Source organism: Methanobrevibacter sp., assembly GCF_045636185.1.
In the GTDB taxonomy this organism is placed as follows: Archaea; Methanobacteriota; Methanobacteria; order Methanobacteriales; family Methanobacteriaceae; genus Methanocatella.
Genome location: NZ_JAZTXC010000090.1, coordinates 1 through 23945, shown reverse-complemented (window position 1 = coordinate 23945; position 23945 = coordinate 1). Strand labels below are relative to the sequence as shown.

The following is a 23945-nucleotide window of genomic DNA, read 5'->3' as shown; positions in this document are numbered from 1 at the left end:
TGATGAAGAAACAACTAAAGCTTTCCTTAAAAATCCATTTGATGAAGGAAATGATTACAGTGTAATGTATAGGACAGGAGATATTGTAAGAGTCTTGGCGGATGGTTCTTTTGGTATTGTTGGTCGTCGTGACAGCCAAGTTAAAATCAGAGGAAACCGTGTGGAACTATCAGAAATTGAAGCGGTCATACGTGAAATCGACTACATTGAGGATTTGACTGTTCAAACTATTAAAAATGGTACAAACAATGAACTGGTTGCTTATGTGGTTGTATCAGATGAATTTGATGGTGACCTTAAAGAGGAAATTTCTGATTATGTTGATGAGCGTAAACCTAAATATATGATTCCATCATTTGTCATTGAAATGGATGAGATTCCATTGAATGTAAACGGTAAGGTGGACAAACATGCACTGCCTGAAGTCAATGTTGAAGAATTGCAAGTTGAGTATGTTGCACCAACCACTGAAACCGAAAAACACATTGTTGAAGCATTTGAAAAGGTCTTTAATCAGGAAAATATTGGTATCTATGATGACTTTGATCGCCTTGGTGGAGATTCCATAACTGCGATTAAAATAATCTCTCTCCTGTCTAAATATGATATTGCTGTTAACGCACGTATTATATTTGAAAATAAAACTCCTTATCAAATTGCAAAATTCATTGATGAAGACCAGACAGAATATGGATTCTATCTGGCCAAAGAGGGTACTTCAGATCAAAACATGTTCCTATTGCCTTCAGTGTATGGATTTTCCATAGAATTTTCACAATTGGTTGACAATCTTGAATTTGAAGGTAATGTCTACCTTATTGATGACTTTAAATTCGATTTAACAATTGATGAAATCAAAAATACTAATCATAATATGACATTTGAAAAATATTATGAGGCAATCAAACACATCTTCCAGGATGGAGACATTATAGTTGGTTATTCATTAGGTTGTCTTTTCGCAATGCTGATTGTCGAAAAATTGGAAAAAGACAGGAAAATAGGAAAATGTATCTTAATTGATGGTCCATTAGACTTCTACTGTGACGAAGTTCCGGATAAGGAAGAAGCATTAACTTCCATTAATAAACTATATGATTTGGGCTTTGATGTTGATGAATTAGGATTAGAAGACCATGATGAGTTAATTGACAAGATGGTAGAAATAATCATTGTAAACTCCATATGGGACTTCCCAGCTGCAAAAATCAATGATACTCCAGTAATTTATCTGGCTGCTGACCAAGAATATGTGGGGGGCAGATTGGATGATATTGCAAGAAATGGAGAATTCATTTTCATTGATGCCACTAATCATTCATCAATTGTTACAACTGATGTTAAAAGGATTGTAAAATATCTTAAATAAGTTCCTCAACTAATTTTAGTTGAGGCATTTAATTATTTTCAGTGAAAATATCTACCATCAATTATCTGATGATGTTGGAAGAAAAATTGATGAAATTAACCAAGTTGAAAAATCTGATACAAACAGTATAAGCAAATCCTTTTCAGCCAATGCTTCAAATGGATTTATTCTTATATTTTGATATTTTGTGCATTATTAATATTTTTTATTTTTAAATAATTATATTTGATAATGTTCAAAAATTAATATGGAGGCTAAAAAATGGAGTCTACAATAAATGTCAATGGTATTAACATTTCATTTAAACAGGCGGGAAATGGTCCTGACATGATTCTGATTCATGGAATCTTTGCAAGCAAGGAAATCATGAATCCGTTATTTGATTATTACAAAGAGTCCTATCATGTAATTTCTTATGATGTGAGGGGTCATGGAAAAAGTGACAAACCGGAAAAATTCGATTTGGATGACTATGCAGATGATTTAAAAGAGATTATTAAGGAATTGAATCTTGAAAAACCTATTGTTATAGGTCTGTCAATGGGATCATATATTGCTCTTAAAACTGCTGAAAAATATCCGACGATACTTTCAAAAATAATTCTTTTGGGAACAAGAGGCCAGGGTAAAATTTCACTTATGCAAAAGGCGGCAGAGGAAAACAACGGCAATGATAACATTGACTTGAAGGAAATGGGCAGGCTGATTTCTAAAAGAGTATATGCTCCGGATACAACTCCGGAAGATGTGGCCAATTTCTATAGGGGAAACAGAAGTGAAGTTGAACTGACAAATGATGAGCGAAAAAACATATATGCATCATTAAGCCATTACGATATGGTAAGCGATGCAGACAAAGTTCAAATACCAGTTTTAATCTTGGTTGGTGAATATGATGCAATCAACCCTCCTGAAGAGTCAATTAAGGTTAATGAGATGCTTTCAACTTCACAGCTGGTAATAGTTGAAGGTGCAGGCCATATTGCATATTTGGAAAAGAAAAGTGAAGTAATTGAATTGATAGATTCATTCATCCAATGAATTTCTTCTTTTACTCTTTTTTAATATTGATGTTTAAGTGATACTGTTATTAATTTGAATGCATAATATATTAATTAATAAGTAGAGGGATTGTGTATGGTAGATTTAAATTCTGATGATGATAAATTTGAGGATATGCCTGTTTTTTATTTTATCAATTATATTAATGTAATTCACGATAATTTTTTAAAGGAAAACTTTAAGGATATTGCTCCCAGGGATTTCACTTATCTTTCTAATATTTATTTTCATAAAAATATTTCCCAAAAGGAGTTGGCAGGACTGCTTTATGTTTCAGAAGCCAATGTTGCCCAGATAATTAAAAGGCTCGAGAAAAATGGTGTTGTAAAACGTACGATTGTAAAAGATAATAAAAGCAAAAAAATTCTTAGTTTAACTGATAAAGGGGAATCTGCTTTTAATTCATTATTAAATCTTATTGTTGATTTTGAATCTCAATTATTTAAGGATTACTCTGCTGAAGAAAAAGAGAACTTTAGAAAAATGATTCGAGATTATTATGAAAAGGCCATGGAATACTGATAAATTTATATTGATGAAAAGTATAAATATCATATAATACTTAAGATTCTTAAGTAGGATTTTTTTAAAGGTGAATATTATGGCCGATAAAGAAAAAACTATTGAAGCATTACAAGCTATTGTAACAGGATTATCTGCAAATTCATTTGGACACAGAATTCAATCAAAAATCTTTGCAGGATTAGGATTTCAAGCCTTAGGCGATAAGTATACAGCTCATGCAACTGAAGAAATGGACTTTGTGGAACAATTCATGGACCGTATACTTGACCTTGGCGGCGAAATCAAACAGGAAGCACAGGAAGCAAAACCAATTTTTACAGACATCGTGGAATTCATTGAATATGATTACAATGTCTCTGTTGAAGGAATTGCATTCATAAATGATTTGATGGAATCCGGAATCTTTGATGCAACTACATATGACTTGATGAAAGTATATCTCAAGGATGAAGAGGAAGACATGTACTGGAGCGAACAGCAACTGGATTTGTGCAAAATGATTGGTAAAGAAAACTACTTGACTCAATTATTAATCAACGGCCCAACTGCAGAATAGCATTTTTTTTAAGATGTGTTATGATGGAAATTAAAGCTGTAAAAACTTTTGAAAAAGGATTCATGAAACAGGCATTCGCTTTTGGTGGAGAAGAAGGAATAGATGCATTTGAAGGTGATATCAAATATCGCGCCAGCCTTCAAAATTACTTAATTGACACTGGTGATGAAGTAATTCTTGTTGACACAGGTTTTCCGGATGAAATGCCTGAACAGGAATTGGATGAAAACGTAATAATATATAACGGTGAAAAAATATCAGATTATTTAACGGCTTTTAAAAATTTGGGATATGATGCTGATGATGTAACCAAAATCCTTATCACCCACAAGCATGCAGATCATACCGGTGAAATCAGAAAATTCCCAAATGCTAAAGTATACCTTTCAAAAACTGAAGCGGAAGCATTAGAATTAGAGGGAGATAATATTGTTCCTGTTGAATTCAATGATACTTACAAAAACTTTCCAAAAGCTGAAAAAATCACTGATGGCATATACATAATCGAAGCTATAGGACATACAAATGGAAACAGTATCGTAATTGTCGAAAAAGATGACTTGTATTATATGATTCATGGTGATGTTACCTATACTGATGAAGCGTTATATGAAGATAAGCTATCTATAGTTTTTGAAGATATTGAAAAGGCAAGGGAAACACTTAACAATGTACGTGAATTTATAAAAAATAATCCTACTGTATACTTATCAACACACACTCCATTAGGTCCTGAAAACCTTGAAAACAAATATGTTGTTGATTTGAAAAACCCTCCGGAAAGTATTTATCCTGAATAAATACTTTTTATTTTATTTTTTTCATTTTTAAGTCTAAAAATTAGTTATAATATAAAAAAAAGAAAAAGATTATTCGTTACTGAATAATTCTATATTTTGAGCATTTTCCGGGACTTCTCCAAACCAGTCAGTTTTCTCACCAACATAATACATTATGATAAATAGTATTATTTCAAAAACAATTACTGATGCAACACTAGCTAAACTAGGGCTTGAAGTAGAGGTATAGTGTCCAAATGTAACAAATAAACCAAGAGAAAGGTTATTTGCAGTATGTATGGCAGAACTTACTTCTATACCATTGGTCTTCCATGCAAAAAATCCATAAATTATGCCGAAAACTACCATTTCAATTGTTCCCATACTGTTATATCCATGGACCATTGCAAATATTATGGCTTGAATAATTAATGCTAAAACAGGTATATTGAACCATGATCCTAATGTTTGCATAATTAATCCTCTAAACATGTATTCTTCTGCAATACATTGGAGAGGTATGCTAATTAAAATAACAATAAAAATCGGTAGTGAGAATTGAAATGTACCATTTGCTCCGTTAATATAGGTATCTATGAGTTCATAGATTATATACAATATTAATGGAATTATTAATGCTTTTAAATAGAGTTTGAAATTCCATCCTCCACGTGAAGATGAATAAGAAGAAAATGGTCTGTCCTTAACAATTTTTGAAGTAATATATAGTGCAGGAATAAATATGATGATAATCAAATCTGTTAAAAATATTCCTGTTGGGTTGTTTAGTGCATTAATGCCTCCACCAAAAATATCCTTTATAAATTCTACTCCTAATGTTGCATAAGAAGAACCTACAAGTATTAATTGGAGAATGAGCATTATTATGCTGCTTAATATAAAGACAATTATGGGTTTGTACCATCTATAGTTCTCAAAAGTTTTTGGAAAAGTTATATAATCTGGTATTTTATCATCATTTGTCATATTTATAAGTTTAAATTTAGCCATATAAATTTTTTTAATGTTACACTAATTGAACAATTCATCATCGTATATTTTAGTGCAATCTTAAATTCTTTCTTCTATATTTAACCAGTTTTTACTTCTGGCAGGTTTGACAGGCATTTTCTAGAAATATTCAAATCTCTTTCTACTATTTATATTTTTTAAAGTTTTTTCACTTTCAAATCCTTACGTGGTGCAATTCTTTGATATTTCACATCAGGATATCCTATTACCATGCATGTAATCACATCATAGCCCTTTTCCAGTTCAAGTAACTTTTTAAGTTTGCGGCTCATTTTACTGCACATTACAAAAAATCCGCTGTATAATACTCCAAGCCCTAGACTTTCAGCCATAATTTCCATATATGAGCTTGCAAGACCACCATCAACTGTACTTTTACTTGCAACAACGATTACTAATGGTGCTCCTTTAAAAAAGAAATCATCATCAATTTCTATTCTCTTTAAATAGCTTGCAAAAGCAGATCCGAATTTTTTGCCTTTTCTGAACATGTTTAAGCATATTTCTTCTGCTTCTTTTTGTCTGGATCCAAGTATTGTATATGATACCATCTGCTTGTTTGCTCCGGTAGGTGAGTATCGTCCGGCTTCAAGGATTTTTTCTATTTTTTCATCTTCGACTAAATCAGGTTTGAATTTTCTGATTGTACGTCGGCTTTTCATTGCTTTGAGTAATGTTTCGGAGTCAATTTCACTCATTAAAACAACTTCTTCATCAGCAATATCATAATTGGTCATGGTTATTGCGCCTTGCGGACATATTGCGTAACAATGGCCGCATTCCATACATCCTTTCTGGTTCGTTTGAATTTCATCATTTTCTAAAAAGAGGTATGCGTTGGGACAGTCATTAATACACTTTGAACAAACAATACATTTATTGCTATCAATACTAATTGGATTCATATTTTTCACCTTACTGATGTTAATTTTGTCTTTGTTATTTATTAATTATTGGGTAATGATTTTAAACTTGTCTAAAACATGAAAATAATGTGTTTACTTCAGATATAATAATTAGAAAAAACTAATTTATTACTATGGATCCAAAGAAAGTAAAGTATTATGAGAAAAAATACGAAAGAAATCCTGTTGAAGATGCAATCAAGGACATAAGCAACAAATGGACCTTGCATATTTTAAGGGATTTATTTTTGGGAAAAACCCATTTCAATGAATTTCAAACCAACAGGAAAACATTAGACAACAAATCCCTTACAAGATGTCTGAAAACCATGGAAAACAATGGGTTAATCAAAAGACTTGAAGAAAGCAATGACATAACATATCATTTGACTGAAAAGGGACATTCACTGAATAAGGTATTTTATGAACTTTTATTGTTTGCTTTAAATAATGATAAGGACAACGAGCACTACAATGACCATGAAAAAGAAGAATTGAAAGAAATGTATCTTGAAATTTTAGATTTAAAATAAGTCAGGAATAAAAAGAATTATTCCTGGTTGCTTAAGAGGACTCCGCCAACACCTACATTGTCCGCTTTTCTTTCATTGAACAATACATAGAACATGTCAATAGGTAAACCTGTTACTCTGGAAGCGGATTCGGAAAATTCTTTAGCTAAAATCTCTTTTTGTTCTTTTTCTAATTCTACAAAATCAAAACTTATTACTGGCATATTAATTACCTCCATATTTCTATTAATTAATTTAAATTTGGCATATAAAGCATTTTTGTGGCACCAATGCCACTGTTAATATGCATTATCCACATTATTGAATGGTCCTCTTGAAGATATCCAAACAATTAAGCCAATCACTGAAATTGAAATTGTACCTATCATGACATATGACCATCCGCCAATGGACCATAAAAATGATGCCAATGCACTGCCTATGGCACCAAAAATGAAATTGTTAACAACAAAAACGGTATTCAACCTGCTGCGCTCCTCATTTGATAGTGCAAATAATCTGGCCTGTGATAAAACGGTTATTCCCTGTACTCCTATTGAAAATACTGCTGCAATAATTACAAGAGCTATTATTGAATCTGAAAATACAAAACCACAAATCATGGATATGAGTATAATGACTATAAATGCTCCCAAAGCAGGTACGCTCAAACCTTTGTCCTGTAATTTTCCAAAGTACAATCCACATACTGCAGAAACAAGACCCGCTAGACTAACCAATCCGATCTGGAATGTAGTGTAATTAAAAGGCTCACCGGACAACAGGAATGTAAGAGAAGTCCAGAATATATTGAAGACCAAACCGAACAGCAGTCCGCTATGCAGTAAAATCCTAAATAATGTATTATGTCTTTTAAAAGTGGTAAATACACTAAATAAAAGTCCTTTATATGATTTAAGTTGGTTTTTTCTTGGAATGTCTGGCAAAACATAAATCATGACTAAAACCATAATCAAATTCAATGCAGCTGCAATGAAGTATACTGATCTCCAGCCCCACAATCCTGCAAGGATGCCGCTTATAAATCTTGAAAATAAAATTCCTGTGGTTATTCCGGATGCCACAATTCCAACGATATGGCCTCTCTGTTCTGGGCTACTCAAATCCCCGGCCAATGGCAATATGATTTGTCCGGAAATGGTTACAATACCCATGCTGAACAAAGATAATGACAATATTATAAATGAAGGGGATAAGGCACATCCAAGTAAAGTAACAACTGATAAAATCATTACAATGGCAATTAACCTTTTTCTGCGTACAAAATCTCCTAGTGGCACTATAAAGAAAATTCCTAATGCATACCCGATTTGAGTTGCAGTAACCAGCAGTCCGCCACTGGCAGGTGAAAGTCCAAAAGCGTTTGTAATCTCAACCAATAACGGTTGAGCCCAATAGAGATTTCCAATTGCAAGACCGGAACATATGGCAAACAAGGCTGCCAGAAATGTGGTCATACTAACTGTTTTATTATTAACATTCATTTTCATATATTAATCTAGATAAAAATTTGTATTTAAGGATAATGTGGCATCAATGCCATCTAATGTTAAATCAGTCAGTTAATGAATTTTTCATTATAAAAATGCATTGTTGATTGGTGATGTTGGAATATGATGGTTTAAAGGAAGTCAATGAACTTGATAATGCACAGACAATGTTGTTTTGCTTTTCAATCAAGATTCAGTAATTGCCAGATTCTCCATACTGATTTTCTATTCATCTTTGAAATTGCCCTTTGGGTTGGAATTTCCATTGGACAGACATCCTCACAGGATGTTGATTTAACGCAGTGTGAAAAAAACCTTTTTTTATAATTGTTTTTCATGCTTTTCAAGTGCTCTTTATCGCTTTCCTGATTGACTAGCTTCGATGCAGCAACTGCAACCTGTGCTCCTACAAAATCCCCTAATTTATAATTTGGACAGACTTCTGTACAGCATCCGCACATTAGGCATAATGACATTTCATATTCAAAATCCAAATCTTTCGGATTATATTCAGAATCACTTTCCAGCCATAGCTCACAATCTTTCATTGCATCAAAAAGAACTGACCTGTCGACTTTCAAATCTTTGATTAATGGAAATTTGGACAGTGGCTCAATGGTAATTTGATTGTATTCTGCAACCATATTTTCCTCATTTAAAAAGGTTTTACATGCAAGTTTAGGCTCTGAATTGATAACCATTGCACATGCACCGCAAACTCCCTGAAGACAGCTGCATGAAAATTCTAGGGGATTATCCAATTTTTCAAGCAAAGTGATGACGGATATGTTTAAGTCGCCGTCATAGTCGAAAATTTGATAATCATCACCAATTTTAATCTTTACTTTCATTCTATCACTATCTCCCCATTATCATAGATTGCGCACATTGATTTTTTATAGTTGTCATCGCTTTGTGGATAATCGACTCTCTGATGAGCTCCTCTTGATTCTTTTCTGGCCAGTGCTGACATTATGCTGGCCTTTGAAAGGATAATCAACAGATTCACTTTAATATAATCGTAATATTTTGCATTGACATTCGTATCCAGATTATCCAGTCTGTCAAGTGCGGTTATTAAATCGTCTTTATTTCTATAAATTCCCATGGATTCGTTCATGATATGTGAAATTTCACTTAAAGTATCTGAAAGAGATTTTTCCTTTGGTTCATATGAATTAAATGATTTTAATTCTTCATGGATATTATTAATAACATTTCCTTTTGGTTTTTCCAGAACAGCATTCTCTGCAGAAATCCATCCTCCGTGAATGGCTCCCAAAAGTGAATTTCCACCCAATCTGTTTGCACCATGGTACTGGCATGAGCATTCTCCCGCAGCATATAATCCCTTGATGTTGGTTTTGTGATTTTCATCGGTCTGGATTCCGCCCATGAAATAATGGACTGCAGGAAATATTGGAATAGGGGATTTCAAAGGATCCAAATCCAAATATTTTTCACAGATGTCATATACCTCATCCAGTTTGACTTTAACAGTATATTCGTCCAAATATGTTAAATCAAGGAAAACTTCTTTTTTGCCGCCGTCTGAAACTTTGAAAATGCTTCTTGAAACGACATCTCTTGGCATCAGGTCTGCTAGTTCAGGATATAAATCCTTCATGAAATACCATGGTTTGCCGTCTTTCATTACAAAAAGTCTTCCACCTTCGCCCCGTGCGGCTTCAGATATAAGCATTCTTTTTTGAGGAGTTTTAACACTGGTTGGATGGTACTGAACCATTTCAAGATTGGCTAAGGTAACGCCTTCAGTGAATAGTTTTGCAGTAGTAAAACCGTCATTCTGTGTTGATCCGAGTATCCTTCCAAAGAGTTCATTATATCCTCCGGTAGCTATGATGACTGCATCTGCGAAAAAGGATTTTATTTCCTCGCTATCCTCATGTATACAGTTAATGCCACAGCATTCATTTTCATCGGTAAAAATCAGTGATAAAAATCTGTATCCGACAAAACGCTTTATTTTACCTTCGGATTCTCTTTTACGGCATGAATTTATAAGGGCAGATACAATCTGTTTGCCTGTACTGGAATCTGCAAATGCTGTTCTTTTCTTCTTCTGACCTCCGAAGTTTCTCACATCAACATTGCCGTTCTCATCACGGGAAAAACTTGTTCCTAGTCTTTCAAGCCAAGCAATAATTTGCGGTGCATCATCTGTTAGCATTTTTACTGCCTTTTCGTTATTGATTCCACATCCTCCATTCATTGTATCTGCGAAATGCTGGTCTGTTGAGTCATCTTCACCTTTCGTATTCAATGCAGCATTTATTCCACCCATTGCCATTACAGATTGTGTACGTTCAGAATAATCCGGTGATATGAGTGAAACATTTGCACCATTATCGCAGGCCTTTATTGATGCGGTTAAACCTGCAATTCCCGCTCCAACTACGATAATTTCTACCATAATGCGCCTCCTATATAATACATTACTTCACCGAGAATCAGGAAAATTAAAATGGCCGCTACCGCCCAATTCACCTTTCTTTTAAAATCCAAATATGCATTGGGTTTATCAAGAAATCCGAAAGATATCATGAATTTAGGGATTGAAACTCTTAAATGCATAGCTATTGAAATAAACAGCATATTGTCAACTATAAAATGATATAGGTTAAAATGAAATGTGCTTTGTCCGCCCAGGGGATTGAATGAGTATCCCAAGATATGCAGGGTTGCAAAAACTATTATCATGATTCCTGAAATCATCTGCTGGTTTGTATCGGAAATTAGATTCGGATACCTGTTTACGCCTCTTGACTTATCCTTGAAGTAGAGATACAGACTGATAATTATATGTGCAACTACTGGGTAAAACAGGCGTCTGCCGGTTATTTGAAAATTAGGTGAATAGCTTATAACACCATACAAATACAATATGGATAACACGGCATGATTTAAAAGCATTACTACAATGATAATTATTAATAACGTGTTTATTTTTCTAAGCGAAATCATAAAATCAAATATTATATATAATAAGGATAATTAATAAAATTTTCTATAAATCCTAATCATAGAGGATATGACTGCGCAAATTGTAATGAAAATGGTCAATATCCAAACTATGTAACGGTCATTTATTAGGATGGCGACTATTGGAAATGTATAAAACATCAAAACAACATAATGGCCGAATTTTTCATAGACTAGTTTTTTATCTGAAGTTTTGAAAAATTCAATTAGTTTTAAGATAATTACCATTAAAAACCATGCAGGAATCAGTTCCTTCAAAACCAGTGCCCATGTGGAAATTATAATGAAAATAAAATCACAAATCACATCAAATATAGCACCCTCCTCAGATGAAAGATTGTATTTTCTTGAAAGCCATCCATCGCAAACATCGGAAATTACAGTTAATATAAATATGAGGATTAAATATATTGTGCCAAATTCAAATTGAACACAGAGTAAAAATAAAACTCCGAATAATATTCTTAAAGATGTTATGATGTTTATTATTAATCTGTTCACATGAATCATAATCACATTTTCCTTTAAAAAAATAATGTTGTTACAATTAAAATTATATTGATAGTCATTATTAACATTTTCTTTAATTCATATTTTTTAGAAAATATGATTGTCTTGAATAATTCATTGAACATCTCTGCAATGTAGACGGTGGGGAGGTTCAAAAATTAGGATGATTTGCAGGTCTGACGGAACTATTTTTGGATGTCAAATGTTGTCAAAGGGTGATTTTTCCTCGTTATGAAAAAATTGAAAAATAATTTTAGTATTAATTTATAATATTAAAATGAATAAAAAGATAAGGATTGGTAATTAAATTGTACCGGTTATAAATAGGAGCATGTTTGCAATAGTTGCAGAACAGAGGTAAGTTCCGGCAATTACAATTAAAGCAACAATGATTCCTCTCCAACCAATCTTTTTAAAATCTTCCCAATCTTTTCCTATTGAAATACCAACATAACCTAAGAATGCAGTACAGATTGTAGTTATCTCAATTTGAGAAACATAATGAGTAACAAAACCAGATGTTGGAACTCCCGGAACGGCAATAAACAAACCAATTAAACTGATATAGATGATTGATGGAATATGAACTGGAAAAATCCTTTCAAGACACATACCAATAAAGGCAACTAATGAAATAATAACCATCCCGATAAATGAGTCAACGAATGAAGTATGATAACCTATGACATTTCCAACAGTAGCTATGACTGAAAATGCAAAAAGCAAGGAAATCCATCTTTTAACTTTACCGAAATTTAATTTGTCTATAGAATCATCATCAATTGATTCATCAGGAACATATTCCTCATCATATTCAATCTGTGCTTTGCCTTTACCTAAAATTGGGGATAACCATGTATACAATTTTTCTGCAAGAGGCAATGAAATAAAAATACACATATAAATACCTAAACAGAATGAAAGAATATTACTGCATCCTGCAAAAGCTTCCAATTGAGTAGCCATAGACGGGTACATATGCACCAATGGAACTAATGCCGCAGCATTCATACTTGCACTTCCGACACCGGATGCCATTGCATATGCATAGGGGTGCAGTGGTATGAGTGAAACACTTATGCTTGCTAAAAAGCTAATAAAAGGAGTACCGATGATGGATCCTATGACATAAATGGCTAAAACTCCATGTGCTTCGGGAGATTTAAATCCAAATTTGTCAATAACAATTGAAAGATTAGGTTCACGACAAATGGAACTTGTCATACCTATAACTTCTCTTCTAAAACCTAAAAGTAAAGCAACAGGCAGTGCTATAAGGGTACCTAAATCACCAAATATCTGTAAAATCAAAGCAGGACCTACATGAAAAATAATATCAATTGACTGACCGATTGAAATAGCTAATTTTGATATTAAAATACTAATAAGTAAAATCATAACTCCCTCAGCTACTTTAGCCTGTTCAGGACCTACCCATTTAACAGGTTTCGCCAAATAAAGAATCAGTCCAATAACTAAAGAATATGTTAATGGCAAAAGTAAGAAACTGATGGTGTCTGTAATTTGAATATCTATAATTCCAATAGCCATTGAAATAATAACTAAAATCAACACAATAAAATGTAGATTATATTCCTTCCATGGGGGTCTTTTTTTAATTGCCCTATCTGCTCTTCTTCTAAATCTGTGTTTTTTGTGTCTTTGATTTAAATGATTTTTGGAAATAATAAATTCTCCCTACATTTTTTTCCAAATATTTGTCTTAATAATTTTTTAATTGGAATTGTACAAAATGTTAATGTTCAATTAAATTTTTTCATTATATTCAATATTTTATCAATAAACTATAAAAATATACTCTTATTTAAAAAAAGAGTTTAGAAAATTTTAATACCTAAAAGTGCTATTATTATATATAAATGTCTTATATTGTGTATCAATTGAAATATATTTTGTTTTTTCTTGTGGGTTTTTTAAGTAGTAATGACATAAATTAATAATGGAGGCTAATTTATGGCAGATAAAATTGCATTGGCACCGTGCAACGGCATGAGTCCAAATGGTTTGGTATCACGCGTAGCGGTTGGAGACTGCAGAAGCGAAAATGAAAATGTAATATCCATTTGCATGGGTTCAACTTCAGCGGATATCGAAGGAAAAAATGATGAAATGCTTAAAAAGTATCCTATAGTTGCCGTAAACGGATGTCCTAACGGATGCGTAAACAAAATTTTGAAAAATAAGGGAATTGATGTAGCTGAAACGATTGCAGTTAATGAAATTTTAGATGACTTTGAAGTATCTGCAAAGGACCCTTTCAGATTAGATGATGAAGCCGAAGAATGTGTAAAAATAATAAGGGAAAAATTAAATAAAACGATAGATGAAATATTGTGAATTTATTATAAAATTTAATTTTTCAATGAATAGATGATTGATCGTATAACGGTTATCAAACAGCAGATGCTGATTGCAAACGGATAACCTAAAAAGGCAATTATCAAACCCAAAATAAAAATTATGGATGGAATAACCAACGCATTTTTAATGTCCAGGGCATTTGATAGATATTCCTGATCCGGATTAATCTCAAGCAGTGTTTTTGCCATCCAGAATAGTATGATATTAACCATGATAAAATTCAAACCGTATAATATTTCGGCAAGTAATGAAAATGGGTTATCAGCAACAAATGTCGTTAAATAGGGAATTAGGGAAATAATCAACAGCAGCAGTATATTCTGCCAGATTACCTTTGAATTAATTCTTTCAACATTATTGTAAATTATATGATGATACTGCCAGATGTTTGTACAAACTAAAAAACTTATCAGATAAGCAAAATAAGATGTTTTAAGTGCTAAAATAGATTGAAGTGATGCTGTGGCAGGTTGTGGTAATTCTAAAACTAATACTGTTACAATTATTGCGATTATCGCATCATAAAATGCTTCTAATCTGTTTGTTGTCATATAGTTGCCGTTCATAGTATCCTCTTTAATGAAATCAATTAATTTTTTCTAGGAATTTTCATTTATTTGATTTACTAAATTATATTATTTTTAACATTCATATATTTTAATATGTACAAGGATATGATAATTGTCAGAGGGGCTAAAGTTCATAATTTAAAAAATATTGATGTTGATATTCCTCTTGGAAAGATTGTGGCTATCAGTGGAGTTTCAGGCTCGGGCAAATCTTCACTGGCTTTGGGAGTATTGTATTCTGAAGGTTCAAGGAGATATCTGGATGCTCTTTCAACATATACCCGAAGAAGAATTTCTCAGGTTGAAAAGGCCAAGGTTGACTTAATCCAGTATGTTCCGGCAGCTCTTGCACTGAATCAGAGGCCTAATATTCCAAGTATAAGATCCACTTTTGGAACTTCAACAGAACTTTTAAATTCTTTAAGATTATTGTATTCAAGATGCGGCAGCTATTTTTGTCCAAATGGGCATTTGCAGGAGCCAACATTAAATGTGGCCCGTGAACTTCCTTTGAAATGTCATCAATGTGGTGAAGAATTTTACGGATTGGGCGCTGAGGAATATGCATTCAACTCAGACGGTGCATGTCCTTCCTGCAGTGGAACTGGGATAGTGCGGGATGTAGACAGCACCAAACTAATATCTGATGAGACTAAAACCCTGGAGGAAGGTGCAGTTGATGCATGGAACCAGTTTGGCATATCATGGATGTATCATGTAGCCGGAGAGCTTGGCGTCAGGTTGGATGTTCCGTTTAAGGATTTGACAGATAAAGAAAAGGATATTGTTTATAATGGTCCTGCAGTAAAAAGGTATATCAATATTCCTTCTAAAAACGGCAAGTTATTTGAACTGAATGCCGAGTATAGAAATGCCCATAAAGCTATTGAAGAAGCTCTAAAAAAGGCTAAAACTGAAAAAGGATTAAATAAAATCAACAAATTTTTAACTACTAAAGTATGTGATGAATGTGAGGGGACTCGACTAAACTCTAGAGCAAATCAGACTCTTTTTGGAGGCTTGACATTATCACAAACATGTGAAATGAACCTTCAGCAGTTGGTTTCATGGCTTCCTGAAGTCATTTCTGATTTGCCTGATGAAGTTGGACAAATGGCTGAAGCAATCATTGAAGAATTCATGGACAATGCAGGCATACTCCTTGATTTGGGTTTAAGTTATATTTCACTTGACCGACCTTCAAATACTCTCTCAACAGGTGAACTACAAAGAGTTCAGCTTGCGAAAACCTTAAGAAACCATACGACTGGAGTGTTATATGTTTTGGACGAACCGTCAATTGGTCTTCACCCAAATAATGTTGAAGGATTAATTACTGTAATTAAACGGCTGATTGATGATGGAAATTCAATTATTCTGGTCGACCATGACACTAAAATATTGAACATTGCTGACTATATGATTGAACTGGGTCCGACTGCAGGAGCCGACGGAGGAAACATTATTTCAAAAGGTTCCTTGGATGAAATCAAGGCAAGCAAATCATCGCAGATAGCGCCGTTTTTGACAAATTCCGAAAATGTTGTCATAAGAAATAAATCTGGTGAAATCTTTGAAAATGGGGCTATTGAAATTAAAACCCGTAAAATACACAATGTAAAGGCAATGAATGTTCAAATTCCAAAAGGCAAACTGACTGTTGTAAGTGGAGTTTCCGGAAGCGGTAAAACAACCCTTCTTTTGGAAGCATTGTATCCTGGTGTCAAATCTCAGATTAACGGCGAGGATTTGCCTGAAGATGTAAGTGATATTGATTGTAGCGACATTAAAAAAATTGAGCTTATTGACAGTGTTCCGATAGGAAAAAATGTAAGAAGCACTGTTGGAACATATTCAAAAGTGCTGGACGATTTAAGGAGGGAATTCTCTAAACTGTCAGATGAATATAAAACTGCCGATTTTTCATACAATACGGGAAAATTAAGGTGCGGAACCTGCAATGGTACGGGAAGTGTAAATATGGATGTGCAGTTCCTGCCTGATGTGGAAATGACCTGTCCTGACTGTGACGGCTCAAGGTATAATGAAAACATTGAAAAAACTAAATTCAATGGTCTGTCTCTTGCAGATATCATGTCACTGACAGTTGATGAAGCTTTGGAAGAGCTGTTTGAACTTAAAAAGGTAACTTCCAAATTACAGAAGCTTTCCGATTTGGGATTGGGTTATCTGACATTAGGGGAAGCTACTCCAAGTCTTTCCGGTGGTGAAGCCCAAAGGCTTAAACTGGCTTCTGAAATTGGAAAGTCACAAAAAAATTCTGTTTTCATATTTGATGAGCCGACAATTGGTCTTCATCCATTGGATGTAAAGGTCATGATAGACGTTTTTGATAATCTGATAGATAATGGAGCAACGATTGTTGTAATTGAGCATGATCTGGACTTAATAGCCAATGCAGATTATATCATTGATATCGGAATTGATGATGAATTGAATGGTGGTGAAATATTGGCAACAGGAAGTTTGAGTGATGTAATTAATTCCAAAAACAGTTTGACAGGAAAATATTTGTCTGAAAAATTTTAATTAGTATTTTTCATATTTTTTCATTTTTCTAAATTATTTTCATTAAAGATTTAATTTTGTATATATTTGTATAATAATAATTTTATAATAATTAATCTAAATATATAGTATGAATAATCTGATGTGGTAAAATGAATAATGAAATTAAATTTTTAATTAAAAATGTGTCAGTAAAGAATGATTTATTGGGAGATATTTTTAAAAAAATCGAATCTTTATTGAATATATGTTTTGATGAAGATTTAAAACCTTTTTATTCTAAAAATGAAAAAATTTATAAATTAAAAGATGTTTCTAATTGGAATGGTAATGACATTAATAATGAAATTGATTCATTTTTTAATTTCAAGTTTGATAATGTTATTAATACACAGTTATACAAATTTTTGGTTTTAAAGAATAATGAAAAATTAACTATTTTAGCAAATATCCATCATTTAATTTTTGATTATACTTCAATAAACAAATTTTATGAAATTTTTAATAATCCAAATGATAATTTAGTTAAAAATGATTTTTTTGGATATTATGATGATGTAAATAGTTATTTATCTTCGTCTGATTTTAAAAGAGATTCTGATTTTTGGAATAATCATTTTTCAGATGCGGGTCATTATGTAAAATTCTATAAATTTAAATCAGATAATTATAAAAATATTGAAATTTCATTCGATAATGAAACGACCACTAAATTTTTAAATGAGCATGATATTTCTAAATTTAATTTCTTTACAGCAATTTTTGCACTATATTTGTCTAAGATTGATAGAACTCAGGGTTCTATTTTAAAAACTGTTGTATCCAATAACTTCGGATTATTCGATAAAAACACATATTTAAAAATTAAATATTTTAAAGATTATTCATTCATTGATTATTTAAAGGAAATTAAGAAAGTTTACAAAGTTGCAACTGAAAATACAAAAGTAGATATTGATAATTATTTGAAGAATATATTTTCCTCATATGGTATTTATGATTTTACAGGATTACCGGAAGATGTGACTGTATTAAACAGTGAAAATTCTGTTTTAACATTAAATATTTATGAAAATTCATTAAATTTAGTTTATAATGCAGATGTTTTTTCAGATGTTTACATGAATCATATGGCGGAAAATATTGAGTTTCTGATAAAAAATGCAACGAATTGTCCTAATCAGCTTTTAAAAGACATTAATATTCTTTCACCTAATGAAAAAAATTTACTTTCAGATTTTAGTAAAGGAAAAGAAATTGAATTTGATGAAGATGAAGTATTTGCTAAAATTTTCCGCAGGAATGCCTTAAATCAACCGGATACAATAGCTATTGATGATGGTGTAAATAAGGTTTCTTATGGAGATTTAGAAAAATCAAGTAATTCAATTGCTAATGACTTACATGAGAATTATGGTATTGGTTTCGGAAATCATGTTGCTTTAATGCTTCCTCGTGATTATCATTTTCCTGAAGTAGTATTGGCATTGAATAAACTTGGTGCTGTTTTTATTCCAATTGACCTTTTATTGCCTATTCATCGTATAGAATATATGATAAATATTGCACAGATAGAAAATATTATTACAACAAGTGATGTTGCAAATTCAAATAATTTTAATATTGATACAATACTTATTGAAGATTTGAACTATGGTGATGAAGTCGAGGTGGACATAATCCCTAAGGGTAATGATTTATTTTCTATTATGTTTACTTCAGGAACAACTAATGTTCCAAAGGGAGTTATGGTTTCAAATAAACAAATTTCTAACTTATATCCTTTAATAAAAAATCTTTTTGATATTTCTCCGAATGATGTTATTGGATGTTTCCTTAGCTTTAGTTTTATCGCATCATATCTGATTTTTGCTTCATTGATCCATGGATGTTGCTGTAGAATTTTCAATGAACGCGAGCAAAAAGATATTTTATTGTTAATTAAAGCCCTTAAAGAGCATCCTATGAAACATTTAGTCTTACCTCCATCTGTGGGGATTCCTATTTATGAAAATGAAGATTTAAAATTAGATTATTTGGTTTTAGCGGGTTCAAAAGTAGATAAATTAAGTAAAATTGAGAGACATACCAGATTAATCAATTTTTATGGTACAACTGAGATAATTGTTGGAATTATAAAATTTTATGATTTAAATGATATGGGCAGTGATGATGTTCCAATCGGTAGGCCAATCGCAAATTTGGAAGTTCATATTCTGGATGAAAATTATAATCAAATGCCTATAGGAGTTCCGGGAGAAATATGTATTTCCGGTGAATATATAAGTCCTGGATATTATAACGAGCCTGATTTAACCAGTGAAGTCTTTGTCGATGACCCTTACTGTGATAATAAAAAGATGTATCGTACGGGAGATATAGGTTTTTATAATTTTGATGGTGAAATTGAAATTATTGGCCGTGAAGATAATCAATTATCAGTTAGAGGATTTAGGATAGAATCAGGTGAGATTTTAACTATTATGAAAAAATTCAAGGAAATTTCTGAGATTTATCTTGATGTGGACCATGATAATCTCATTGCATTTTACACAACCAATGATGAAGTAGATATAAATGATGTAAAAAATGTTTTAAAAATGGAATTACCTTATTATATGATTCCTTCATTATTTATTGAATTAGAAAAGATTCCTTTAAATGTTAATGGTAAAATTGATAAAATTGCATTAAAAGAAATGTTGAAAAATCAAAATTATGGCAGTCATATTGAAGATGACACTCTTTATATTGTTATTGATGCTTTTAAAGAAGTTTTAAATCAGGATGTTGTTTTGATAGATAGTGATTTTGTGGAGTTGGGAGGAAACTCTTTATCAGCAATGAATCTGCAAATGTTATTGAAAGAAAAAACAGGAGTTACTTTATCATCCAATGAAATAATTGAACTGGGAAGTCCTGCAAATATTTCAAACAAAATTAAATATGATTTGGATATTCACTCAACAATTGATGTTAAATATACATTTGATGATTTATGTCCTTTATCTGAGTCTCAATTAAATGTCTATTCTGATGAAATGGTTAATGAAACAAAAACAGAATATAATAATCCATTTAAAATAGAATTTAATTATTCTTATTCTGTTGATGAAATAAAAAATGCAATAAAAAGTTTATTTGATGTTTATCCTGTTTTGTCTGCACGTGTCGTTAATGATAATGGTGTTTCATACTTTAGTTTTGATGCCAATCCTGAAATCAAAGAAGGATTGGTTGGTGATATTGATGAATTTGTCCAACCTTTTGAATTGAATAAGTATCTATCTAGATTTTTGATAGTAAACAATGGAGATTCGACAGTATTATGTATTGATTGTCATCATCTAATTTTTGATGGTACTTCTGCCAATATTCTTTCAGAGACATTTTTTAAAATTTTACAGGGTTCAAAAGTAAATTCAATTGATGATGGTATTTTAAGACAAATATCATTTGAAGAAACTAACATCAATCAGGATTATATGGACAATGCAGAAAAATTCTTTGATGAAATGCTGGCTGATTATGATGAGACATATGACTTATTGGCATCCGTTGCCAATGATGATTCAGATGATGGTGAATATATTGATGAGATAGCTATTGATAATGAAAATTTGAATTCATTTCTGAATGAAAAGCAAGTTACTCTTAATCAGTTTTTCACTACTGTATTTGCTTATACTTTATCCAGGTTTACAGGTTCTTCAAAAGTATCATTTGATCTAATTGAAAATGGTAGAGGACACATTGATTTATCTCAATCCGTTGGAATGTATGTTCGTACACTACCACTAATCTTTGACTGCACTAATCAAAATATAGATTCATTTATGCATTATTCTCGCAGTTTGATTAATGGCGTCATGAAGTATGATCTGTATCCTTTCCGTATTTTGGCTAATGAATATGATTTAAATTCTAATATTTTATTCCAATATTCTCACGATATCTTTTCTAACACATTTAAAGAAGGAAAATTTGGTTACAGTGCTGAAGAATTAAAACATGATATGCATGGAGACATGTCATTTCATATCTTTGATTTAAAAGACAACAAACTGGGGATAAAAATATTCTATTCAGATAAATTCTCAAAAGAACTCATTGAAAGTTTTTGTAACTCTTATAAATTAATTTTAAAAGAAATAATGAATGCAACTGAATTATCTGATATTGTATACACTACTCAATCAGATCTATCTTTATTGGATAGTTATAATCAAATGGAAAAAAATCTCGTGTATAATGATGTTTTGGATGCATTCAATGAAAATCTTTCAAAGTATCCTAAAAACAAGCTGGTATCCTACAATGACACTCATTATAGCTATGGTGAAGGAGCTTATATTATTGATAAAATAAGTAAGAAATTAATTGATTTGGGCATTGAGCAACAGGACAGGATTGCATTTTTAGTTGAAAGATCAGAATTATATATGTTTTCTGTTTTAAGTATCCTCTCATGTGGTGGAGTTTATGTTCCGTTGGATGATAGTTTACCCGACGCTAGTTTAAAGTTTATTTTAAAGGATAGCTCTTCTAAAATTGTTATTGCTAATGATAAAACATATGAAAGGGCTAAAAAGTTATCCTCTGATTGTGTAATTTTAAATATTTCAGATATTATGGATGATGAAATTGGAAACATATCCAAGTTGCCTGTTATTTATGGCGATTTGGCTTGTATTCTATATACTAGCGGTACCACAGGCACTCCTAAAGGTGTTAAAATTACAAGAAAAGCTATTCTTAATTTAGTGACTAATTACGTGGATAAATGTGGATTGAATAATGATGATGTTTATGGATTATTTGCAACAATTGGATTTGATGCTGCATCTCAGGCAATATGTCAAAGTATCTATGCCGGATCATGCTTATCTATTGTTCCGGAAAATATTCGTTTAAATATAAATGAACTAAATAAATATTTCATTTCACAGGGTGTTACTCATACAATGTTAACTACTCAAGTTGGTAAAATTTTCATGAATACTGTTGAAAACAATTCCTTGAAGGTTTTAACTGTGGGTGGTGAAAAGTTAGGTGAATTCAAAAATCCTGCAGATTACTGTTTAGTTGACGCTTTTGGACCAACAGAGACTTTTGCATTTATTTCTTCAATTAAAAATTCAGATAAAATCGACCCGTCATCAATTGGTATGTTGAATTTTAATTCTAAAGCATATATTTTGGATGCTGATGGTAGACAGGTTCCTGTTGGTGCTGTTGGAGAATTATGTCTTTCAGGATATCAAATTGCTGATGGGTATTTAAATCGTGAAAAGGAAACAAATGAATCATTTGTCATTAATCCATTTGATGAAAGTGAGGATTATAATGTATTATATCATACTGGCGATATGGTAAGATTACTGCCTGACGGATCTATAGCTATTGTTAATCGTCAGGATAATCAGATTAAAATTCGTGGAAATCGTGTAGAACTATCTGAAATTGAAAGTGTGATTCGAAAATTAGACTTTATTGAAGATGTAACTGTTCAATCTTTTAAAGATAACGAAAATAATGAATTGGTGGCATATGTGGTTGTATCAGATGAATTTGAAGAAGGTGACATTGTAGATTATATTCAAAATCATGTGAGAAAATATAAGCCTCCTTATATGATTCCTTCGTTTGTTGTTAAATTAGATACGATTCCGTTAACCGTTAATGGTAAAGTGGATAAACGTGCTTTGCCTAAAGTTGACAATCTTAATTTGGATGTGGAATATGTTGCTCCAACGAATGAAATTGAAAAGCAGATTGTCAATTCCTTTGAAGTTGCATTTAATCAAAAAGGCATTGGTTTATATGATGACTTTGTCCGTCTCGGTGGAAATTCTATCACTGCAATTCGTGTTGTTTCATTGCTTGAAAAAAATAATATTTCATGTACTGCAAGGGACATATTGAATTATAAAACTCCTTATTTAATTGCTCAGAATATAGAAAAAATTGATAAAATTTCATATATTCCTACTGAAGGAAAAGTTGATTTGTTGCCTATACAAAGCTATTACTTTGATGATGTAAACCGTAATGATTTTACGCAGGAGTTTGTCCTAAAATCTAAAATAAAATTAGATTTAAATCGATTGCAATCAGCATTCAATAAATTATCTGATATTCATGACATGCTAAGGGCAACTTACAGACATGAAGATAACAATATTGTTCAAGAAATACATCCATTGAATGAGCAGGTTTGTGAAATCAATGAATATGACACAAACAATTTCAATAAAACCATAAAAATGATCATTAAAGAATCTAAAGATTCTATTGATATTGAAAACGAATTGATAAAAATATCTTTAGTCCATTATGGTGATGAGGATTATCTGGTATTCGTTATTCATCATTTAATTGTGGATGGTGTAAGTTGGAGTATTTTGATAGATGATTTAACTTATCTATATAACGACGATAGTCAAAATAGTCTTTTAAGACCTTATCCGTATAAATCCTGGGTGGAAGATGTTAAATCTTTAGCTAATGATATTTCTGATGAAGAAAAACAACATTGGACTCAAATAAATAATTTATTGGATGATTCTTTAATTGAAGGTAATCCTAAAGATTATTCTTTTAGAATGGATGTGTCTTTTGATACTGATAATCTTTTAATGTTAAGTGAAGATGAATATATTGCTTTAGCTATTGCAAGGGCTTATAAAAAGACATATGGA

21 protein-coding genes are annotated in these 23945 nt (G+C 31.8%); 10 read left to right on the top strand and 11 right to left on the bottom strand.

Annotated elements, in window-relative coordinates; genetic code table 11:
• The 6 genes from ACKI3Q_RS05385 to ACKI3Q_RS05360 form a co-directional block, all read left to right on the top strand.
• Positions 1-1369 (top strand): phosphopantetheine-binding protein (locus ACKI3Q_RS05385; RefSeq protein ID WP_407415013.1); only part of this gene is annotated, 1369 nt, incomplete at its 5' end.
• Positions 1370-1388: 19 nt separating this feature from the next.
• The gene (locus ACKI3Q_RS05380; RefSeq protein WP_407415011.1) at positions 1389-1550 is read left to right on the top strand and encodes a hypothetical protein; all 162 of its coding nucleotides are present in this window, start codon (positions 1389-1391) and stop codon (positions 1548-1550) included.
• A gap of 80 nt (positions 1551-1630) precedes the next feature.
• Entirely contained in the window at positions 1631-2410 is a 780-nt protein-coding gene (locus tag ACKI3Q_RS05375; protein ID WP_407415009.1) for an alpha/beta fold hydrolase, read from the top strand.
• 96 nt (positions 2411-2506) lie between these two features.
• On the top strand, positions 2507-2953 hold the full coding sequence (locus tag ACKI3Q_RS05370; RefSeq protein WP_407415007.1) for a MarR family winged helix-turn-helix transcriptional regulator: 447 nt from the start codon (positions 2507-2509) through the stop codon (positions 2951-2953).
• Positions 2954-3032: 79 nt separating this feature from the next.
• On the top strand, positions 3033-3512 hold the full coding sequence (locus tag ACKI3Q_RS05365; RefSeq protein ID WP_407415005.1) for a bacterioferritin: 480 nt from the start codon (positions 3033-3035) through the stop codon (positions 3510-3512).
• Positions 3513-3535: 23 nt separating this feature from the next.
• Positions 3536-4312 carry an MBL fold metallo-hydrolase gene (locus tag ACKI3Q_RS05360; RefSeq protein ID WP_407415003.1) on the top strand — a complete coding sequence of 259 codons (777 nt, stop codon included), beginning with the start codon at positions 3536-3538 and terminating at the stop codon, positions 4310-4312.
• 69 nt (positions 4313-4381) lie between these two features.
• On the opposite strand, the gene ACKI3Q_RS05355 is transcribed toward ACKI3Q_RS05360, so the two are convergent.
• Positions 4382-5278 (bottom strand): CPBP family intramembrane glutamic endopeptidase, encoded by an 897-nt coding sequence (locus ACKI3Q_RS05355; RefSeq protein ID WP_407415001.1) that lies wholly within the window; start codon positions 5276-5278, stop codon positions 4382-4384.
• A 182-nt stretch (positions 5279-5460) separates the two neighbouring features.
• Positions 5461-6228: a nitroreductase family protein gene (locus ACKI3Q_RS05350; protein ID WP_407414999.1), complete on the bottom strand. Its 768-nt coding sequence runs from the start codon at positions 6226-6228 to the stop codon at positions 5461-5463.
• A 134-nt stretch (positions 6229-6362) separates the two neighbouring features.
• Here ACKI3Q_RS05350 and ACKI3Q_RS05345 point away from each other — a divergent pair, with 134 nt between their 5' ends.
• Positions 6363-6761, top strand: a complete 399-nt coding sequence (locus ACKI3Q_RS05345; RefSeq protein WP_407414997.1) for a winged helix-turn-helix transcriptional regulator — start codon at positions 6363-6365, stop codon at positions 6759-6761.
• A gap of 17 nt (positions 6762-6778) precedes the next feature.
• Here ACKI3Q_RS05345 and ACKI3Q_RS05340 read toward each other — a convergent pair whose 3' ends face one another.
• From ACKI3Q_RS05340 to ACKI3Q_RS05305, 8 genes are all read right to left on the bottom strand, one after another.
• Entirely contained in the window at positions 6779-6964 is a 186-nt protein-coding gene (locus ACKI3Q_RS05340) for a 4-oxalocrotonate tautomerase family protein (protein WP_407414995.1), read from the bottom strand.
• A gap of 75 nt (positions 6965-7039) precedes the next feature.
• Entirely contained in the window at positions 7040-8245 is a 1206-nt protein-coding gene (locus tag ACKI3Q_RS05335) for an MFS transporter (protein WP_407414993.1), read from the bottom strand.
• Between the two features lie 70 nt (positions 8246-8315).
• On the bottom strand, positions 8316-8441 hold the full coding sequence (locus ACKI3Q_RS05330) for a hypothetical protein (RefSeq protein ID WP_407414991.1): 126 nt from the start codon (positions 8439-8441) through the stop codon (positions 8316-8318).
• A complete protein-coding gene (locus tag ACKI3Q_RS05325) occupies positions 8434-9102 on the bottom strand; it encodes a succinate dehydrogenase/fumarate reductase iron-sulfur subunit (RefSeq protein WP_407414989.1) in 669 nt (222 codons plus the stop codon). The genes ACKI3Q_RS05330 and ACKI3Q_RS05325 overlap by 8 nt, the downstream gene beginning before the upstream one ends.
• Positions 9099-10685, bottom strand: coding sequence for an FAD-binding protein (locus ACKI3Q_RS05320; protein ID WP_407414987.1), 1587 nt, complete (start codon positions 10683-10685; stop codon positions 9099-9101). The genes ACKI3Q_RS05325 and ACKI3Q_RS05320 overlap by 4 nt, the downstream gene beginning before the upstream one ends.
• Positions 10679-11236 carry a hypothetical protein gene (locus ACKI3Q_RS05315; RefSeq protein WP_407414985.1) on the bottom strand — a complete coding sequence of 186 codons (558 nt, stop codon included), beginning with the start codon at positions 11234-11236 and terminating at the stop codon, positions 10679-10681. The genes ACKI3Q_RS05320 and ACKI3Q_RS05315 overlap by 7 nt, the downstream gene beginning before the upstream one ends.
• Positions 11237-11266: 30 nt before the next feature.
• Positions 11267-11755, bottom strand: coding sequence for a CDP-alcohol phosphatidyltransferase family protein (locus ACKI3Q_RS05310; protein WP_407414983.1), 489 nt, complete (start codon positions 11753-11755; stop codon positions 11267-11269).
• 312 nt (positions 11756-12067) lie between these two features.
• A complete protein-coding gene (locus tag ACKI3Q_RS05305; protein WP_407414981.1) occupies positions 12068-13315 on the bottom strand; it encodes a DUF3100 domain-containing protein in 1248 nt (415 codons plus the stop codon).
• Between the two features lie 423 nt (positions 13316-13738).
• On the opposite strand from ACKI3Q_RS05305, the gene ACKI3Q_RS05300 reads away from it, so the two are divergent.
• Positions 13739-14122, top strand: a complete 384-nt coding sequence (locus ACKI3Q_RS05300) for a putative zinc-binding protein (protein WP_407414979.1) — start codon at positions 13739-13741, stop codon at positions 14120-14122.
• Positions 14123-14136: 14 nt separating this feature from the next.
• Here the strand turns inward: ACKI3Q_RS05300 and ACKI3Q_RS05295 are convergent, their stop codons facing one another.
• Entirely contained in the window at positions 14137-14712 is a 576-nt protein-coding gene (locus ACKI3Q_RS05295) for a TMEM175 family protein (RefSeq protein WP_407414977.1), read from the bottom strand.
• 96 nt (positions 14713-14808) lie between these two features.
• On the opposite strand from ACKI3Q_RS05295, the gene ACKI3Q_RS05290 reads away from it, so the two are divergent.
• Both ACKI3Q_RS05290 and ACKI3Q_RS05285 read left to right on the top strand, forming a co-directional pair.
• Positions 14809-17265, top strand: coding sequence for an excinuclease ABC subunit UvrA (locus ACKI3Q_RS05290; protein WP_407414975.1), 2457 nt, complete (start codon positions 14809-14811; stop codon positions 17263-17265).
• Between the two features lie 131 nt (positions 17266-17396).
• Positions 17397-23945: AMP-binding protein (locus tag ACKI3Q_RS05285; protein WP_407414974.1), on the top strand; the 6549-nt coding region annotated here is incomplete at its 3' end.

Coding starts and splice junctions, on each gene's coding strand:
- ACKI3Q_RS05375 (WP_407415009.1), top strand. CDS start 1,631: ATGGAGTCTACAATAAATGTCAATGGTATTAACATTTCATTTAAACAG.
- ACKI3Q_RS05370 (WP_407415007.1), top strand. CDS start 2,507: ATGGTAGATTTAAATTCTGATGATGATAAATTTGAGGATATGCCTGTT.
- ACKI3Q_RS05365 (WP_407415005.1), top strand. CDS start 3,033: ATGGCCGATAAAGAAAAAACTATTGAAGCATTACAAGCTATTGTAACA.
- ACKI3Q_RS05360 (WP_407415003.1), top strand. CDS start 3,536: ATGGAAATTAAAGCTGTAAAAACTTTTGAAAAAGGATTCATGAAACAG.
- ACKI3Q_RS05355 (WP_407415001.1), bottom strand. CDS start 5,278: ATGACAAATGATGATAAAATACCAGATTATATAACTTTTCCAAAAACT.
- ACKI3Q_RS05350 (WP_407414999.1), bottom strand. CDS start 6,228: ATGAATCCAATTAGTATTGATAGCAATAAATGTATTGTTTGTTCAAAG.
- ACKI3Q_RS05345 (WP_407414997.1), top strand. CDS start 6,363: ATGGATCCAAAGAAAGTAAAGTATTATGAGAAAAAATACGAAAGAAAT.
- ACKI3Q_RS05340 (WP_407414995.1), bottom strand. CDS start 6,964: ATGCCAGTAATAAGTTTTGATTTTGTAGAATTAGAAAAAGAACAAAAA.
- ACKI3Q_RS05335 (WP_407414993.1), bottom strand. CDS start 8,245: ATGAATGTTAATAATAAAACAGTTAGTATGACCACATTTCTGGCAGCC.
- ACKI3Q_RS05325 (WP_407414989.1), bottom strand. CDS start 9,102: ATGAAAGTAAAGATTAAAATTGGTGATGATTATCAAATTTTCGACTAT.
- ACKI3Q_RS05320 (WP_407414987.1), bottom strand. CDS start 10,685: ATGGTAGAAATTATCGTAGTTGGAGCGGGAATTGCAGGTTTAACCGCA.
- ACKI3Q_RS05315 (WP_407414985.1), bottom strand. CDS start 11,236: ATGATTTCGCTTAGAAAAATAAACACGTTATTAATAATTATCATTGTA.
- ACKI3Q_RS05305 (WP_407414981.1), bottom strand. CDS start 13,315: ATGGCTATTGGAATTATAGATATTCAAATTACAGACACCATCAGTTTC.
- ACKI3Q_RS05300 (WP_407414979.1), top strand. CDS start 13,739: ATGGCAGATAAAATTGCATTGGCACCGTGCAACGGCATGAGTCCAAAT.
- ACKI3Q_RS05295 (WP_407414977.1), bottom strand. CDS start 14,712: ATGAACGGCAACTATATGACAACAAACAGATTAGAAGCATTTTATGAT.
- ACKI3Q_RS05290 (WP_407414975.1), top strand. CDS start 14,809: ATGTACAAGGATATGATAATTGTCAGAGGGGCTAAAGTTCATAATTTA.